The sequence below is a fragment of the Streptomyces sp. NPDC030165 genome (assembly GCF_055573595.1).
In genome coordinates, this window is the sequence record NZ_JBVIBD010000020.1 from 176,518 (window position 1) to 191,238 (window position 14,721).

12 protein-coding genes and 1 pseudogene are annotated in these 14,721 nt (G+C 73.9%); 10 read left to right on the forward strand and 3 right to left on the reverse strand.

Going from position 1 to position 14,721, the window contains the following annotated elements:
- Positions 1-70: 70 nt before the first annotated feature.
- Complete coding sequence (locus tag ACZ4Z1_RS31755; protein WP_468490099.1) at positions 71-991, forward strand: hypothetical protein; 921 nt, start codon at positions 71-73, stop codon at positions 989-991.
- Between the two features lie 30 nt (positions 992-1,021).
- Here the strand turns inward: ACZ4Z1_RS31755 and ACZ4Z1_RS31760 are convergent.
- A pseudogene (locus ACZ4Z1_RS31760) lies at positions 1,022-1,544 on the reverse strand (GntR family transcriptional regulator); the annotation flags it as partial.
- A 253-nt stretch (positions 1,545-1,797) separates the two neighbouring features.
- Between ACZ4Z1_RS31760 and ACZ4Z1_RS31765 the strand changes: the two are divergent.
- On the forward strand, positions 1,798-3,048 hold the full coding sequence (locus ACZ4Z1_RS31765; RefSeq protein WP_468490100.1) for an FAD-dependent monooxygenase: 1,251 nt from the start codon (positions 1,798-1,800) through the stop codon (positions 3,046-3,048).
- A gap of 114 nt (positions 3,049-3,162) precedes the next feature.
- Positions 3,163-4,017 (forward strand): formate dehydrogenase accessory sulfurtransferase FdhD, encoded by an 855-nt coding sequence (fdhD, locus tag ACZ4Z1_RS31770; protein WP_468490101.1) that lies wholly within the window; start codon positions 3,163-3,165, stop codon positions 4,015-4,017.
- Between the two features lie 10 nt (positions 4,018-4,027).
- Here the strand turns inward: fdhD and ACZ4Z1_RS31775 are convergent, their stop codons facing one another.
- The gene (locus tag ACZ4Z1_RS31775; protein WP_468490102.1) at positions 4,028-4,510 is read right to left on the reverse strand and encodes a MarR family winged helix-turn-helix transcriptional regulator; all 483 of its coding nucleotides are present in this window, start codon (positions 4,508-4,510) and stop codon (positions 4,028-4,030) included.
- Positions 4,511-4,646: 136 nt separating this feature from the next.
- Between ACZ4Z1_RS31775 and ACZ4Z1_RS31780 the strand changes: the two genes are divergently transcribed.
- A complete protein-coding gene (locus ACZ4Z1_RS31780) occupies positions 4,647-5,588 on the forward strand; it encodes a quinone oxidoreductase family protein (protein WP_468490103.1) in 942 nt (313 codons plus the stop codon).
- 215 nt (positions 5,589-5,803) lie between these two features.
- A complete protein-coding gene (locus ACZ4Z1_RS31785) occupies positions 5,804-7,777 on the forward strand; it encodes an exo-alpha-sialidase (protein ID WP_468490104.1) in 1,974 nt (657 codons plus the stop codon).
- Between the two features lie 129 nt (positions 7,778-7,906).
- On the opposite strand, the gene ACZ4Z1_RS31790 is transcribed toward ACZ4Z1_RS31785, so the two are convergent.
- On the reverse strand, positions 7,907-8,986 hold the full coding sequence (locus ACZ4Z1_RS31790) for a bile acid:sodium symporter family protein (protein ID WP_468490105.1): 1,080 nt from the start codon (positions 8,984-8,986) through the stop codon (positions 7,907-7,909).
- A 153-nt stretch (positions 8,987-9,139) separates the two neighbouring features.
- Between ACZ4Z1_RS31790 and ACZ4Z1_RS31795 the strand changes: the two genes are divergently transcribed.
- The 5 genes from ACZ4Z1_RS31795 (at position 9,140) to ACZ4Z1_RS31815 (ending at position 14,393) form a co-directional block, all read left to right on the forward strand.
- Positions 9,140-10,027 carry a LysR family transcriptional regulator gene (locus tag ACZ4Z1_RS31795; protein ID WP_468490106.1) on the forward strand — a complete coding sequence of 296 codons (888 nt, stop codon included), beginning with the start codon at positions 9,140-9,142 and terminating at the stop codon, positions 10,025-10,027.
- Between the two features lie 270 nt (positions 10,028-10,297).
- Positions 10,298-12,100 (forward strand): AMP-dependent synthetase/ligase, encoded by a 1,803-nt coding sequence (locus ACZ4Z1_RS31800; protein WP_468490107.1) that lies wholly within the window; start codon positions 10,298-10,300, stop codon positions 12,098-12,100.
- Positions 12,101-12,130: 30 nt separating this feature from the next.
- Positions 12,131-12,931 (forward strand): hypothetical protein, encoded by an 801-nt coding sequence (locus ACZ4Z1_RS31805; protein WP_468490108.1) that lies wholly within the window; start codon positions 12,131-12,133, stop codon positions 12,929-12,931.
- A gap of 41 nt (positions 12,932-12,972) precedes the next feature.
- A complete protein-coding gene (locus ACZ4Z1_RS31810; RefSeq protein WP_468490109.1) occupies positions 12,973-13,803 on the forward strand; it encodes an aldo/keto reductase in 831 nt (276 codons plus the stop codon).
- Positions 13,804-14,066: 263 nt separating this feature from the next.
- On the forward strand, positions 14,067-14,393 hold the full coding sequence (locus tag ACZ4Z1_RS31815) for an SH3 domain-containing protein (protein WP_468490110.1): 327 nt from the start codon (positions 14,067-14,069) through the stop codon (positions 14,391-14,393).
- Positions 14,394-14,721 lie beyond the last annotated feature (328 nt).

Below are 14,721 nucleotides of genomic sequence, written 5' to 3' on the forward strand. Positions count from 1 at the left end.
AAGAGCCCGCACCGGCCGCATCCGCTGCCGCCGGAGCGGGCCGTCCCGCACGAGAACGGATCACCACACCATGCCCCAGCCCACGGACCGCCGCCGCCTGCTCCCCATCGCCTCGGCGAGCGCCTTGGCCCTCGCCGCCACCCTGGGGGCCGGAGCCGCCCTCGTTCCCTCCCCCGCGACCGCCTCCGGGCCCGCGCACGCCGCGCCTCAGAACCCCCGGGAAGCGACGGTGCGGGTGGGGACCGGCACCGCCGACTTCTGCCTCACCCCCGACGCCACCCGCGCGCTGGCCAAGGCCGGGATCCGCCTCGCCGCGGTCGCCCCGGCGAAGGTCACCGGCCCGGCCGGGCGCCGGTGCGTGTCCGCGCCGATCTCGGGCGGCGAGTTCAACACCCGCTTCACCTCCGGGCACCTCGCCTTCGCAGGCGGCTTCGACTTCGTACGCAAGGACCGGCGCCACCTGAAGGTCGACTCCCTGCGGGGCGACATCGCCACCTCGCGTGTCACCGCGCACGTGGGCGGCTCCAAGGCACGCCGGACCGACTTCCTGGCGTTCCGTATGGACCCGAACCGGGTCAAGGTGGGCGGCGGACAGGTACGGGCCCAGATGGCGTTCACCCTGACCGAGCGTGGTGTCGGTGCCTTCCGCGGCGCCTTCCAGGGGCGCTCGCCGTTCACCGCGGGCCAGCGGGTGTTCGACGGGGACGGTACGGCCCGGCTCGCCACCCAGGCGCCCGGCAGCACGTCCCCCGGAACCGGCACCGCACAGAAGCAGACGCCCGACCCCGCCCGGAAGCAGACGCCCGGCACCCCCCAGAAGCAGACCTCGGGAACCCCGCAGAAGCAGGCTCCCGGCACCGCCCGGAAGCAGACCCCCGGCACCGCCCACAACCAGTCACCCGCCGTCGCGCCCCGTCCCGCCCAAGACCCTGCCGTCGACCCGGTGAACGACGTGGCGATGGGCCCGCTGCACCAGATCGCGGCCGACTGAGCCTGCGGCCTGCGCGGGAGCGGGCCGTCGGTCCCGGTCGCGCTCGTGGTACGTACGCCGGGTGTGCTCGGTGTGCGCCCGCATGACCGCGGACGCCCGTGCCTCGTCCCGGTCGGTGATCGCCGCGATCAGCTCGCGGTGCTCGGCCCAGGACTGCTTGCCGCGCTGCCGGGCGACGGGTGTGCAGTACCGGCGCACCCGTCGCCCGGCCTGCCCCGCCAGGCCGGGCGGCACCGTCACCTTGGCGTGGAACTCCGCGTTCGTGGCGACCGCGGTCTCCGCCGCGTCGTCCCGGACCGCCTGTTCGCCCTTGTCGCACAGCACTTCCGGCTCCGCGATGCCGGCCCTCGGTGTCGAGCCGCTTCAGCGCCTCGCGGACCGGCTGCCGGGAGGCGCCGAGATGGCCTGCCGGCTCGCTCTCGACCAGGTGCCGGCCGGGGCGCAGCGTACGCGTGGTGATCAGTTCGAGGAGCGCTTCGTAGACGCGCTCGCGCAGTGGTCCGGGGCGTTCCGGCTTCGGTACGGCCCCCTGCGGCAGCCCTGTGGACAGCATCGGGACACCCCTCCGTGGACGCGACCGGGTCGGTCTTCGCGCGCGGACGCCCGGCCCGCGGGCACCCGATTGGTCGTCGTCTACAGCTACCGACCGTCTCCGTCGCCGCGCAGGTCACCCGTACGGCCGCCGCATCCCGCGGTCCGTCCCGGCCGCCGCCCCGCCCGCCGTCAACTCCTGCGAGACTACGACCTCTTGCACAGCCTCGAACCACCGCGGTTCCCACGGAACCGCCGAGAGAAGCAGGTTGCCGATGCGCGGAGGAAGGGTCGCCGTCGTGGGCGGGAGCATCGCCGGATGCGCCGCCGCACTGGCCGCACACCGGGGCGGCGCGGCACAGGTCACGGTCCTTGAACGGGCCGCCGGCCGGCTGGCGGACCGCGGCGCCGGTCTAGCCATGCACAACCTCCGGTACGCGGAACTGGCGTCGGCGGGCTACCTGGACGCCGGCATCCCCTGGATACAGCTCTGCCGACGCCGCTGGTACACGCGGGACGGCGCGCTGCCGCTCGGCCGGGTGGTCGGGGAACTGCCCTTCCCGTTCCGTACGTACAACTGGGGACCGCTCTGGCGCGGGCTGCGCGACCGGATGCCCGCCACCACCGTGTTCCGCGGGGGCAGCCTGGTCCGTACGGTCGAGGTGCCGCCCGACGGCGCGGTGGTACGCCTGGAGGACGGCTCTGCCCACCACGCCGACCTGGTCATCGGCGCGGACGGTTACCGCTCCGTGGTCCGGGACGCCGCCTTCCCCGACGTACGGCCCGCGTACGCCGGGTACCTCGCCTGGCGCGGCGCGTTCCCCGCCGAGCGGCTGGCCGCGCTCGGCCCCGACCCGGACGACGCGTGGCCGGTCGAGGACTGTGTCTTCGCCGTCTTCACCGGCGGCCACGCCGTCATCTACCGCATCCCGGACGGCGTCGGCGGCCACTGCGCCAACTGGGTGCTGTACACCGTGCCCCCGCCGGAACTCGACCTCGGACTGGACACTCCCACCAGCCTGCCGCCCGGCACCCTCGGCGAGGCGCTGCACGCCTGCTTCGCGCAGGTCACCGGCGACCTCCTGCCGCCGTACTGGGGCGGCCTGCTCCGGCTCACGCGGCCCGAGGAACTGTTCATCCAGCCGATGTACGACTTCACGGCGCCCCACTACGCCGCGGGCCGCCTGCTGCTCGCCGGCGACGCGGCGACGGTCGCCCGCCCGCACACCGGCAGCGGCGCGGTCAAGGCCCTCCGTGACGCCACCGCCCTGGAGGCGGCGTGCTCCGCGGCGAGCACCTGGTCCGAGGTGTCCGCCGCGTACGACGCCGCGCGTGGGCCCGTCGGGGTGCCGATGATGGAACTCGGCCGCCGCCTGGGCGACGCCCTCGTTCTGCGGAGCCCAGACTGGCGGACGGTGGGCCAGCCGCAGCTGGACGCCTTGTGGGCCGGGGCGGGCGCGAGCGCGTTCGGCGGGCGTGAACTGCCGGGCACGCGCGATGCGCCCCCTCGCGTCACGGAGCGGTAGCGGGCCGCGTATCCGGGCCACCCGCTCGTGCGCCTCCGCGTGCCGGACAATGGAACCGCCAGACCGGCCCGCCGCCACGGGCCGGCGCACCAGGACGGACGGGACTGATCAGACATGGGACGGGTCACCGAGCGACGCCGCGTCATCCGCATCCGCGACGGAGCCGTGAGCACACGCCCGGACACCCTCGTCGGCGAGGAGCCGCTGGAGATCCGCCTCGGCGGCAAGCCGCTCGCCGTCACGATGCGCACGCCGGGCGACGACTTCGCGCTGGCCGCGGGCTTCCTCGTCAGCGAGGGCGTGCTGGGGGACGCCGGGGAGCTGGCGAACATCGTGTACTGCGCGGGCGCCACCGAGGACGGCTCGAACACCTACAACGTGGTGGACGTACAGCTCGCGCCCGGCGTGCCCGTCCCGGACATCTCCCTGGAGCGCAACGTCTACACGACGTCGTCCTGCGGCCTGTGCGGCAAGGCGAGCCTGGACGCGGTCCGCACGTCCGCCCGCTGGCCCCTTGACCCGCCCGCCGACGCCGCGGCCCGCATCACGCCCGCGACCCTGTCCGCCCTGCCCGGCCGGCTGCGGGCCGCGCAGCGCGTGTTCGACCGGACCGGCGGGCTGCACGCCGCCGCGCTCTTCGACTCCGACGGTGAACTCCTCGACATACGCGAGGACGTGGGCCGCCACAACGCCGTCGACAAGGTCGTCGGCCGCGCCTTCCAGGAGGGCCGGCTGCCGCTGCGCGACACCGTCCTGATGGTCTCGGGCCGGGCGTCGTTCGAGCTGGTCCAGAAGGCGGTCATGGCGGGCATCCCGGCCCTGGCCGCCGTCTCGGCGCCGTCCTCCCTCGCCGTCGACCTGGCCGCCGAGAGCGGCCTGACGCTGGTGGGGTTCCTGCGGGGTACCTCGATGAACGTGTACGCGGGCGAGGAGCGGCTGGCGCTGGGCGCGGTGGCGGGGCGGGGCTGAGAGCGGGCCGTCAGCCGGCGTCCGGCTCCTTTGCCGCATCCGGACCCGGCGTCCGCCCCGGCTCCGCCACGCGCGCCAGCAGCTCCATGAGATGTTCGCGTTCGGCGGGGGTCAGGCGCGCGGTCAGCTCTTCGTTGGCCCGGTCGCCCAGCGCCTCCGTACGGCGGAGCCTGCGTTCGCCGTCCGCGGAGATCTCGATGGCGTTCTTGCGCCGGTCCCTGGGGTCGGGGGTGCGGGTCACCAGCCCGTCGGCCTGCAGGTCGTTGACGACCGCGACCATGTCCTTGGGGTCGATGCCCACGCTGCGGCCCAGCTCCGCCTGGGAGACGGGCCCCAGCTCGCCGACGGCCGAGAGCACCGCGTGGTGCATCATCCGCATCCCCTCCTCGGCGAGCGCTTCCGCGACGAGGCGGTGGCCGCGTGCGGCTGCCCGGCCGAGCAGCCAGCTGGGGAGGGCGCGGATACGGGAGGGGGCGTACGGGGTCTCTGCCATGGGTCCAGCTTACGAGACAACCATTGGGTACCCCAACGAACCCTGTTATCGTTGGGGTACCCAATGGTTTCCCGGTGTGTCCGGGCGGCCGTCCCCTGCGTGGCGTCCCGCCGCGCCCGCTTCCCCGGAGGTGCCCATGCGGCGAGTCCGTTTCCATGCGTACGGCGGCCCCGAAGTCCTGCGCGTCGAGGAGGCCGAGGTCCCCGGGCCGGGCCCCGGCGAACTGCTCGTCCGCACCGAGGCCATCGGCGTGAGTCTGCCCTCCGTACGCCGGACGCGCGGTGACGGCCGGGGCGGCGGCGTACCGCTGCCCGCCGTGCTCGGCGGCGAAGTGGCCGGCGAGGTCACCGGCCTGGGTCCGGACGTGACCGGCTTCGCGGTCGGCGACCGGGTCACCGGGCTCTCCTTCACCGGCTCGTACGCCGACGTGACGACCGTCCCCGCGGCGCTTGCCTCCCGGATACCGGACGGCGCGACCGGCGTGGACGCCGTGGCACTGGCCCGCGGCGGCCAGGTCGCCCTCGCCGCGCTGGCCACCGCCGGCCCCACCGGCGCCGAGTCGGTCCTGATCACCGGCGCCGCCAGCGCCACCGGGCACCTCGCGGTGCAGCTGGCGAAAGTGCGGGGCGTGCCGCGGGTGGTGGCGGCCGTCGGTTCCGCCGCCAAGGCGGACTTCCTGTACGGGCTCGGCGCCGACGAGGTCGTGACGTACGAGGACGCGTCCTGGGGCGCGCCCGTCGACATCGTGCTCGACGGCGTCGGCGGGGACCTGCTGCCGCGTGCGGTGGCGGCCCTCGCGCCGGGCGGGCGGCTGGTGTTCTTCAACTCGGGCGGCGGCACGGTCTCGGCCTACGACCTCCTCGCGGGCTCCAAGACGATCACCGGGCTCACCATGGCGCGCTTCACCGCCACCCGCCCGGAGCTGTACGAACGGCACGGCGCCGAGCTGTGGGACCACTTCTTCGCCGGCCGCCTGCGGGCCACTGTGCACGCGCGGGTCCCCCTGGCGGAGGCCGCCCGCGCACACGAGATCATCGAAGCCCGCGCCAACCTCGGCAAGGTCGTGCTGATTCCCTGACCGCTTGCTCCGGACGAGGGAAATCCGGCCGGGTGCGAAGAAGCGCCGCGCGTGGCTTGTGGCGGTGCCGGGGGCCCAGTAGCTTCCTGCGCACCGGAGCACGGACATGGGACGTCCTACGTAGAACGTCGGATGTCTGCCGTGCCGTCCAGCCGTCCAGCGTTCTCTCTTCTTCCTCCGACGCCTCGCCGATGCCTCGAAGGGCAGGTCGGATCATGACGTCACCGTTCCGCACCCACCGAGTCCACCGCGGCAGACCCGCCACCAGGACCGGCGGCCCCGCACGCCGCACATCCCGGCGGAAGGGCCGCACACTCGCCGCGCTCGCCACGGCGGCCGTCGTCCTGGTCCCGGTGGCCGCCGCCCAGGCCCGCCCCGCGGTAACCGGCTCCCCCACCCGGGGCTTCGAACAGCAAGTGCTGTTCAAGGGAGCCCAGGAGCACGGTTACGCCTGCTTCCGCATCCCGGCGATCGTCCGGTCCACCGGCGGTACGCTGCTGGCCTTCGCCGAGGGCCGGGTACGCGACTGCGGCGACGCCGGCGACATAGACCTCGTACTGAAACGCTCCGCCGACGGCGGCCGTACGTGGGGGCCGCTCCAGGTCGTCAACGAGGGCGGCGGGGACACCCACGGAAACCCGGCCCCCGTCGTCGACCGCGAGACCGGCCGCATCCTGCTCGCGGAGACCTACAACAAGGGCCGCCCCGACGCGGGCAACTGCGACGTGCCCTGCGACCGCACCCCGCACCTCCAGTACAGCGACGACGACGGCGCCACCTGGTCCGCACCGCGCGACCTGACCGCCGAGCTCCGGCCCGCCGGATGGAACTCCTGGTACGCGACCGGGCCCGTGCACGGTATCCAGCTGGCCCGGGGACGGCACGCCGGACGGCTGGTCTTCACCGTCAACGCCGAGAGCTACGCGGGCGGCCGGATAACCGCCAACCACGCGGCGCTGATGCTCAGCGACGACGGCGGCGCCACCTGGCGGGTCGGTGCCGTGGACAGCTACCCGACCGCCGCCGACGGCACCTTCCGCCAGAAGCCGTCCGAGATGAGCCTGCTGGAACGTTCCGACGGCTCGGTGTACGTCAACGGGCGCGAGCAGGACGGTACCGACCTCGGCCATCGCACGGCGGCCGTCAGCCACGACGGCGGCACATCCTTCGACCGGCCCTTCCGCGCCCTGCCCGGCCTGTACGCGCCCATGGTGCAGGGCTCGGTGCTGCGGCTGCCCCGGCGGGGCTCCCGCGGGCCGGTCCGTACGCTGTTCGCCGCGCCCGCCGACCCCGACCGCCGCCGCACCATGACCCTCCGCTCCTCCTACGACGAGGGCCGCACCTGGGAAGGCGTGGACCGCGGCGCCCGGGTCACCACCGACTGGTCCGGCTACTCGGACCTGGTGTCCGTCGCGCCCGGCCTGACCGGCCTGCTGTACGAGGGCGGCGCGGCCGACGCCCGCGACGAGATCCGCTTCGCGCGCTTCACCGACGGCTGGCTCGGTCCGCGCCGTGCCCCCGACCCGACGCCCCCCGACCACGGACGGCATGCCCGGCCCGCCCTCGTCCTGGGCGGCGCCCGGCCGGTCCCGGGCCGCTTCGGCGACGGGCTCGCCTTCGACGGCCGGGACGATGCCGTACGGCTGCCCTTCCGCAGCTCACTGCCCCTGGGCGACCGCGACTTCACGTGCAGCCTCTGGTTCCGCTACCGTGCCGCCTCCGCTGAACAGCCCTTCCTGTGGATGGGCGGGGTGGGCAGCCGCAGCCCGCAGGTGGCGCTGCGCGGTGACCCGGCCCGCAACCGGATCAGCGCCTCGGTCACCGCGCTCGACGGCGCCCGGCCGCCCGCCACCGCCGAGGCCGCATCCGCCGCCGCGTACAACGACGGCGCGTGGCACCATCTGGCGCTGCGGCGTACCGGCGGCCGGCTGATTCTCACCGTCGACGGCACCGAGAGCCGTACCGTTCCCGGCGTGCCCGGCTCCGTGAGCCGGAACTCGGTCTTCGGCGTCCACGCGGGCCAGAAGGTGGACAGCCGTTCCCAGCTGTCCGGGGATCTGGACGAAGTACGGGTGTACGGGCGCGCATTGAGCGACGGTGAGCTGGATCGCGTACGCCGGGACAACGCGCGCGTACGCGGCCCGGTCGTCCTGCATCTGTCGCTGAACCGCGTGGACGATGCGAACTGACGGGTCATCGCGAGGTCGGTGAGCGGAGCGCCGATCATGCCCAGGGGGTCGAGGCGCAGGCCGCCGCCCGCCACGGAAGAAAATCTCTCCTCCCCGGGTTCGGGGCGAAGAACTCTCAGGAATCCTGAATCAGGGCGAGCTGCGGACCAAGCCGTCGCCGCCCGCGCCCTGCCCCGGCGGCCCGCCCGCTGTCCGCACCGCGGCCCCCGCCCCGGCATCGGTTTCCCGCTCGGCGGGGGCCTGTGCCGCGTACCGCTTCGCGAGGACCGCGCAGACCATCAGCTGCATCTGGTGGAAGAGCATCAGCGGCAGCACGGCCAGTCCGGCCTGGGCGCCGAACAGGACGCTGGCCATGGGCAGTCCGGCGGCCAGACTCTTCTTCGAGCCCGCGAAGGTGATGGCGATCCGGTCGCCGCGGGCGAAACCGGCCTTCCCGGAGCCGTAGGACGTGATCGTCAGCATCAGGGCCAGCAGGACGGCCTCGACGGCCAGCAGACTCAGCAGGCGCCACGGCGAGACCTGGTGCCAGATGCCCTCGACCATGCCCGTGCTGAAGGCGGTGTAGACGACGAGGAGTATCGAGCCGCGGTCGACCAGGCCGAGGATCTTCTTGTGGCGGGTGAGGAAACCGACGGTCCAGCGGCGCAGCAGCTGACCGGCGAGGAACGGCACCAGCAGCTGCAAGACGATCGAGACCAGGGAGCCGGCCGAGAACCCCCCGCCGTCACCGCCCAGGAGGAGCGCCGCCAGCAGCGGGGTCACGACGATCCCGACGAGGCTGGAGAAGGAGCCCGCGCAGATCGCCGCCGCGACGTTGCCGCGCGCCATGGAGGTGAAGGCGATCGACGACTGGACGGTGGAGGGCACCAGGCACAGGAAGAGCAGACCGGTGTGGAGGGGCTGCGTCAGGACGTACGGGACGAGGCCGCGGGCCGCCAGCCCGAGCAGCGGGAAGACGACGAACGTACAGGCCAGCACCGTCAGGTGCAGCCGCCACTGGCGCATGCCCTCCAGCGCCTCGCGGGTGGAGAGCCGGGCGCCGTAGAGGAAGAAGAGCAGCGCGACGGCGCCGGTCGACGCGTCGCCGGCGACGGCGGCGGCCGGGCCCCGGGCAGGGAGCAGTGCCGCCAGGCCGACGGTGCCGACGAGGGCCAGGATGAAACCGTCCACGGGAAGCCAGGAGGGGATGGTGAGGTGAGGGCGGCGCATGTTCTCTCTTCGCGGGTCGGTGCAGGCGGACGGCGCTGTGGACGGCGTTACGGACGGTGCCCTCTCCAGCCTGCCTGGCTCCGGGGCCATCGGGAAGCCCTCTTACCGTGGTGACTGCCATCATGATGTGTGATGGGCACCTAGGATGGGGCGATGTTCGATCCCGTGCAGTTGCGCACGTTCCTCGCGGTGGCGCAGACGCTGAGCTTCACCCAGGCCGCGCACCGGCTCGGCCTGCGCCAGTCCACCGTCAGCCAGCACGTACGCAAGCTGGAGGACGCGGCCGGACGGCGGCTGTTCGCCCGCGACACCCACACCGTGGACCTCACCGAGGACGGCGAGGCGATGCTCGGCTTCGCCCGCACCATCCTGGAGGCCAACGAGCGGGCCGCGGGCTTCTTCACCGGCACCCGGCTGCGCGGCCGGCTGCGGTTCGGGGCCTCGGAGGACTTCGTGCTGACCCGGATGCCGGAGGTGCTGGAGGAGTTCCGGCGCGACCACCCCGAGGTGGACCTGGAGCTGACGGTCGAACTCTCCGGGACGCTGCACGAACTCCTGGCGGCCGGCCGCCTCGACCTCGTCCTGGCCAAGCGCCGCCCCGGCCCGGCGCGCGGCCGGGCCGAGGCGCCCGCCGGCCGGCTCGTCTGGCGGGACCGGCTGGTGTGGATCGGCACGGACCGGCTGCGGCTGGACGCGCGGCGGCCGGTCCCGCTGGTGGTGTTCCCGCCGCCCGCGGTGACCCGGGCCCGCGCGCTGGAGGCGCTGGAGCGGCAGGGCCGGGACTGGCGCATCGCCTGCACGAGCGGCAGCCTCAACGGTCTGATCGCGGCCACCCGGGCGGGCCTGGGCGTGATGGCGCACAGCCTCGGCATGATTCCGCCCGGCCTGGTCCGCATGCCGTCCCGGGCCGGGCTGCCGGACCTCGGCGGGGTGGATTTCGTCCTGCTGTACGGCGACGAGCGGAACGCAGCGGCCAGGGGCCCGGCGAACGCCCTGGCCGACGCGATACTGGCGGGCGGTGACCGGTTGCAGCTGCCATAGGGGCAGGACTCCCCGGCCGCCCCGGCCGGACGCTTTCGCAGAGATTTGGTGCAGATCCGGTCCCGGCGTCGTGATCGTCGGGCGCGGGCCGGCCCCGACGATGTCCGGGCTTCTCCGGAGTAGCCCGTTTTCGCCGCATGACCAGCGACTATGCCATCCGTCCGCCGGACAGGACGCCCCTCCCGCGCGCCGTCCTGTTGGGGTACGGTCTCGGCCCTGTGAGAAGCAGCACGAGGAGCTGGGTCATTGCGCGAGTTCACCGTCCCACCTTTGGCGACGGCGCCCCGCGTCGGCGGGTTGGCGGACGCTGTCTTCGACCATGCCGACTCGGATCCCGGCCGGGCCGCGCTGGCGCGTAAGGACGCCGCCGGCGAGTGGCGGGACGTCAGCTCCGCGCGGTTCCGCGACGAGGTGCTGGCCCTGGCCAAGGGGCTGCTCGCGCAGGGCGTCCGCTTCGGCGACCGGGTCGGGATCATGTCCCGTACCCGCTACGAGTGGACGCTGTTCGACTTCGCCCTGTGGTCCGTGGGCGCCCAGTCCGTGCCGCTGTACCCCACGTCGTCCGCCGAGCAGGTCTTCTGGATGCTGCACGACGCGGGCGTCACGGCCTGCATGGTCGAGCACGAGGACCACGCGATGACCATCGGCTCGGTCATCGACCGGCTGCCGCAGCTGCGCCGCCTGTGGCAGCTGGACGCCGACCCGGTCGCCGAACTGACGGCGGCGGGCGCGCACCTGGAGGACGACGTGGTGCACCGTCACCGTATGGCGGTCACCCCGGACGCGACCGCGACGGTCATCTACACCTCCGGCACCACCGGCCGCCCCAAGGGCTGCGTCATCAGCCACGCCAACTTCATGGCGGAGGCCGACAACGTCGTCCAGCGCTACGAGACGGTCTTCCACTCCAAGCCCGGCGACGAGGCGTCCACCCTGCTGTTCCTGCCGCTCGCCCACGTCTTCGGGCGGATGGTGCAGGTCGCGGCCGTACGCGGGCGGGTCAAGCTGGGCCACCAGCCCGACCTGTCCGCCGCCGCCCTGATCCCGGACCTCCAGTCGTTCCGGCCCAGCTTCATCCTCGCCGTGCCGTACATCTTCGAGAAGGTCTTCGCGGCGGCCCGGCGCAAGGCCGAGGCGGAGGGCAGGCTCGGCCCGTTCGAGAAGGCCGTCGACGTGGCGGTGCGCTATGCCGAGGCGCTGGAGCACAAGGCGTTCGGCACCGCCTCCGGGCCCGGCGCCCCGCTGCGCATGCAGCACCAGCTCTTCGACAAGCTGGTGTACAGCAAGGTGCGGGAGGCGATGGGCGGCCGGGTGCGGCACGCCATGTCGGGCGGTTCGGCGATGGAGCGCCGGCTCGGGCTGTTCTTCGCCGGCGCCGGGGTGACCATCTACGAGGGGTACGGCCTGACGGAGTCCACCGCGGCCGCCACCGCCAATCCGCCCGAGCGCACCCGCTTCGGCACCGTCGGCTCCCCCGTCCCCGGCACGACCGTGCACATCGCCGAGGACGGCGAGATCTGGCTGCACGGCGGCCAGATCTTCCAGGGCTACCTGAACAACGTCAGGGCCACCGACGCCGTCCTGCGCGACGGCTGGCTGGCCACCGGCGACCTCGGCGCGCTCGACGAGGACGGCTATCTGACGATCACCGGCCGGAAGAAGGAAATCCTGGTCACCTCCGGCGGCAAGACCCTCTCCCCGGCCGTCCTGGAGGAGCGGGTACGGGCCCACCCCCTGGTCGCCCAGTGCATCGTCGTCGGCAACGACCGCCCGTACGTGGCCGCGCTGGTGACGCTGGACCCGGAGGCGGTCACGCACTGGCTCAGGATGCGCGGCAAGCCGGAGCTGCCGCCGACGGACCTGGTGCACGACCCCGACCTGGAGACCGAGATCCGGCGGGCCGTCGTCGCCGCCAACACCCTGGTCTCGCAGGCCGAGTCGGTCCGGACGTTCCGGATACTGGCGCACCAGTTCAGCGAGGAGCACGGCCTGCTGACGCCGTCGCTCAAGCTGAAGCGCAAGGCCATCGAGGCGGCGTACGCGACGGAGGTGGAGGCGCTGTACCGCACGTGAGGCGGCGCCGCCCGGAGGGTGCCGCTCCCCGTGCGGCGGAGCCGGTTCGTTCCGCGGCCGGAGGTGCCCGGCTCGCGTCGCCGGAAGGCTCGTCCTCCATGGACACCCACCGGTTCCGCCCTCGCCGCCGTCACCGGGACGGCGAACCCGATCACGTCCGGCGACTTCCTGCGGCCCTGGGGCTTCGTCCTCGTCTACGGTGCCTTCACCGTCGAGGGCATCACCCCCATGGGCGCCTTCTCGGTGTACGCGCACCGGCGCTGGGGCGCGCTGCTGCGCCGGCGGCTGGAGTCCGTACCCGTACCTGCTCCCGCAGTACGGGCGGCCCGCCGACTGCTCGGCGTTCCCGCGGCGCTGCTCCTGGCCGTACTCGGCGTCGTCGACGTGCTGTGGGGCCTGGGCATGCCGACGGGTGCCGGAGCGGCGGCCCTGCCCGCGCGGACCGCCGTCACGGCCACGTCCGGCGTCGTCCAGGGGCTGCTGTCGCCGGCCGGCGCGGCCGGACTGGCCGCACTCCTCTTCCCCCGCCGGGGCGCCTCGCGGCGGCTGCGTACGCGGGTGCCGCTCGCGCCGGCCTGGCTGGGCTCCGCGGCGGTGTTCGCGTGGGGCGGAACGCTGTGGCTCTCGTCGACCGCGGCCGACGCCCTGACCGGCGGCGGGTCCCCCGCCCGCGGCCTGCCCGGTCTGACGGGCGCCCTGGAACTGGTCGCGGGGCTGGTCGTGCTCTGCCTCGGCGCCCTCACCCTGGCCGCGGAGACGGCCCGCGCGCCCCGCCCCGCCCGCACACGTCGTGAAGGTGCGCGGGAATGCTCCGTACCGGATGATCGTTGACGTCGGAGAACATGTACGACGACCTAAGGATCGAATCGCTCGTGAGCAAGGTCCCCCACATCACCCTCAACAACGGCGTCGCCATGCCGCAGCTCGGCTACGGCGTCTGGCAGGTGCCGGACGACGAGGCCGCCACGGCCGTCGGAACCGCCCTGGAAGCCGGGTACCGCAGCATCGACACCGCCGCGATCTACGGCAACGAGGAGGGCACGGGGAAGGCGCTCGCCGCCTCCGGCATCGCTCGTGACGAGCTCTTCGTGACGACGAAGCTCTGGAACACCGAGCAGGGCTACGACTCGACCCTGCGTGCCTTCGACACGTCCCTCGGCAAGCTGGGCCTGGAGTACGTGGATCTGTACCTGATCCACTGGCCGATGCCCGCCAAGGACACGTTCGTGGACACGTACCGGGCGTTCGAGAAGATCTACGAAGAGGGCCGCGCCAAGGCCATCGGCGTCTCCAACTTCCAGCCCGCTCACCTGGAGCGGCTGCTGGGCGAGACGTCGGTCGTCCCCGCCGTCAACCAGATCGAGCTGCACCCGCAGTTCCAGCAGTCCGAGGCCCGCGCCTTCCACGCCCGCCACAACATCGCGACCGAGGCCTGGTCGCCGCTGGGCCAGGGCAAGGACCTCCTGAAGGACGCGACCGTCGGCGAGCTGGCCGGGAAGTACGAGCGCACCCCCGCGCAGATCGTGCTCCGCTGGCACCTTCAGCTCGGCAACGTCGTCATCCCGAAGTCCGTGACGCCGTCCCGGATCAAGGAGAACATCGACGTCTTCGGCTTCGAGCTGGACGACGCCGACATGGCGGCGCTCGCGGCCCTGGACTCGGGCAAGCGCCTGGGTCCGGACCCGGACACCATGAACAGCTGACACCGTGTCCGGACCCCGGTCCGGTGCACCACCGTACGGCGCCGCCGTCCCGTCCCGGGGCGGCGGCGCCGCCGTATTGCGCAGCGGGCCTCTCGCCCCTCCCCTGCTCCCTCCCAGCTCACGCCCGGTTTCCCGGTTTCCCGCGGCCCGCAGGGGACGGGAAACCCCTTGGCCCGCCGTGCGGCGCGGGACGAAGGTCAGGGTGCCGGGTCCGAGCAGTCGGCGGCCCCGGCGCACCGAGCAGCACAACGGAGGAGACCCAGATGATCCGCATCCCTCGCGCCGCCGCCGCTCTCGCGGCCACCGCGGCCGCGTTCGCCCTCGCCGGCAGCACGGTGGCCACCGCCGCCACCGGTTCGGCCCCCGCCCGGCAGTCCGCCGCCGCGCCCGCGGTCCAGGCCGTCGTGTGCACGGTCAACGACAACGGCGTCAACTACCGCGGCGGTCCGGGCACCGGCTACCCGGTCCTGGGTCAGGTGAACAGGGGCCAGAAGATGAACGCGCGGGGCCGCGAAGGCTCCTGGATCATGGGTGACCTCTGGGGCGGCCGTACCGGAGTGTGGATCCACGTGGCCTACCTGAACTGCTGAGACTCAGCCCGCCGGCCCTGCCACACGCCCGCGCTCCGGGCCGGCGAGCTGATCACACGGCGGGATGGTGGGGGGTCTTCCCGGCCCGGGAGGGCCACCATCCCGCCCGGCACCGGCCGGCCGCCGCTCGGCCACGGCCGGCCCACCGCGCACGAGGACGCCGACGGGGGCGTGCGCGGCAGGGCACGGACGTGGCCCTACGGGGGGCGGCGGCCGGCCGGCGCCGTCGTGGGGGGGGGCCCCCCCCAGGGGGGAAGGGGGGGGGGGGGGGGGGGGGGGGGGGGGGGAGGGGGGGGGGGGGGGGGGGGGGGGGAAGGGGGGGGGGGGA

Excerpts from the sequence above, each read along its gene's own strand:
- ACZ4Z1_RS31755 (WP_468490099.1), top strand. The coding sequence starts at position 71 with ATGCCCCAGCCCACGGACCGCCGCCGCCTGCTCCCCATCGCCTCGGCG.
- ACZ4Z1_RS31765 (WP_468490100.1), top strand. The coding sequence starts at position 1,798 with ATGCGCGGAGGAAGGGTCGCCGTCGTGGGCGGGAGCATCGCCGGATGC.
- fdhD (WP_468490101.1), top strand. The coding sequence starts at position 3,163 with ATGGGACGGGTCACCGAGCGACGCCGCGTCATCCGCATCCGCGACGGA.
- ACZ4Z1_RS31775 (WP_468490102.1), bottom strand. The coding sequence starts at position 4,510 with ATGGCAGAGACCCCGTACGCCCCCTCCCGTATCCGCGCCCTCCCCAGC.
- ACZ4Z1_RS31780 (WP_468490103.1), top strand. The coding sequence starts at position 4,647 with ATGCGGCGAGTCCGTTTCCATGCGTACGGCGGCCCCGAAGTCCTGCGC.
- ACZ4Z1_RS31785 (WP_468490104.1), top strand. The coding sequence starts at position 5,804 with ATGACGTCACCGTTCCGCACCCACCGAGTCCACCGCGGCAGACCCGCC.
- ACZ4Z1_RS31790 (WP_468490105.1), bottom strand. The coding sequence starts at position 8,986 with ATGCGCCGCCCTCACCTCACCATCCCCTCCTGGCTTCCCGTGGACGGT.
- ACZ4Z1_RS31795 (WP_468490106.1), top strand. The coding sequence starts at position 9,140 with ATGTTCGATCCCGTGCAGTTGCGCACGTTCCTCGCGGTGGCGCAGACG.
- ACZ4Z1_RS31815 (WP_468490110.1), top strand. The coding sequence starts at position 14,067 with ATGATCCGCATCCCTCGCGCCGCCGCCGCTCTCGCGGCCACCGCGGCC.